Source organism: Nocardioides sp. (assembly GCF_004803405.1).
GTDB lineage: Bacteria > Actinomycetota > Actinomycetes > Propionibacteriales > Nocardioidaceae > Nocardioides > Nocardioides vastitatis.
On sequence record NZ_SSXI01000070.1, the window covers coordinates 519 to 2,154 of the forward strand.

At 69.6% G+C, this 1,636-nt stretch carries 2 protein-coding genes; both read left to right on the forward strand.

What is annotated here, in order from left to right:
* The coding region (locus E7Z54_RS22945) for a hypothetical protein (protein WP_168798173.1) at positions 1 to 584 on the forward strand (584 nt) is incomplete at its 5' end.
* Positions 585 to 593: 9 nt separating this feature from the next.
* Entirely contained in the window at positions 594 to 1,481 is an 888-nt protein-coding gene (locus tag E7Z54_RS05285) for a hypothetical protein (RefSeq protein ID WP_136431963.1), read from the forward strand.
* The last annotated feature ends 155 nt before the right edge of the window (positions 1,482 to 1,636 follow it).

Sequence of the window (1,636 nt, forward strand, 5' to 3'; positions counted from 1 at the left end):
CCGGTCTTGGCACGCCCTCCGGCTCCGGAGGCGGGAACAAGAAGCTCTTCCTGATCGTCGGTGGTGCCGTCGGCGCTCTGGTGCTGGCGATCCTGCTCCTCGTCGTCCTCCTCAAGGTGATCGGGGGCGGGAGCCCAGCGGCAGTGGCCGAGGACTACTTCGGCGCGTTCGCCGAGGACGACTACACCCAGCAGTGCGAGCTGCTCTCGAAGGACCGGCGGGACAGCCTCCTCGAGGAGGCCGACGTCGACGACTGCGACCAGTACGCCGCGAGCGCCGATGACCGCAACAAGGAGCTGAACAGCTACTACGAGGACCAGTACGGCGAGTCCTACCAGGACATCCGGGACGACACCGAGTACGAGTTCGAGGTCAAGGACGTGGAGGAGGACGGGGACGAGGCGTTCGTCGACTACGAAGTCACGACCACCTACGACGGTGACAACCAGGACTACCTCGATACCGTCCTCGACGGTGACGAGGAGCAGGCCGAGGACGGCACGATGCGGCTCGTCGAGGAGGACGGCGACTGGAAGGTCGCTCAGGAGAGCTACGACGAAGACGAGATCGGAGAGGGTGAGTAGCGCCTGCTCGTGAGGAACACCTCGGCGTTCGTCCTCGTCCTCCTCGCCACGCTGGTCGCCCCGCTCCCGATCGGGACCAGCTGGCTGTCGGCGCGCGTCGACGACCGCGAGAAGTACGTCGAGACCGTGTCCCCTCTCGCCGACGACCCCGACGTACGACGGCTGCTGTCCGACGCCGCCGCGCGGGCGGCGACGGACGCGCTCCAGCAGCACATCCCGGTCGGGCTGCCCCCGCAGCTCGCGGAATGGGCGCGCGAGGCGGCCGACATGGTCGTGGAGGGTCCTGGCTTCCAGGAATTCTGGGACCAGGCCAACGCGGACGTCCATGCCGAGGTGAAGGGGCTCGTCGACGACCCCGAGGCGCGAGCCGAGGGGTACGTCACGGTCGACGCGAGCCCCTTGCTCGGCCAGGTGCTGCTCTCGCTCGAGGAGCGCGGGATCCCCGTCGGCCTGCTGCCCGACGTGCCGCTCAACATCCCGGTCGTGCCGGAGTCGGAGCTGATCGAGGTGAGCGACCAGTACCGCGCCGCGGACACCGCCTCCCGATGGCTGCCGGTCGTGTGGGGCGGGCTGGTCGTACTCGCCGTACTCGTGGCCGCGGGGTGGCGCGGGCGGGTGCGCACCCTGGGCTTCGCGCTGCTCGGCGTAGCGCTCGCGGCCGGAGTGGTCCTGATGGCCGTCGATCCGCTCGCGGAGTTCGCTGCCGATCAGGCCGGGGTCGGCCAGGAGGAGCTCGTGGGGATGATGCTCGACGTCGTGCTGACGTCGCTGTCGTCGTACGCGAAGGGCTTCCTGGTGAGTGCGCCGATCGGCCTGATTCTGGTGGCGGTCACGATGTGGCCGCGACGACGACGGGATTCGTTCAAACCGCACACGGAGGACCCGCTCGCTGCCTAGGCTTCGTCTGTGAGCCACCAATATCCGAGCCCTGGCCAGCCGGGCGAGCAGCCGCCGACCCAGATGGCGCCGCCGAGCGGCCAGACCCCCGGAGCTCCGCAGTACGGCGGTCCTGGTGGCTACCCGCCGCAGGGTCCCGGTGGCTACCCGCCGCA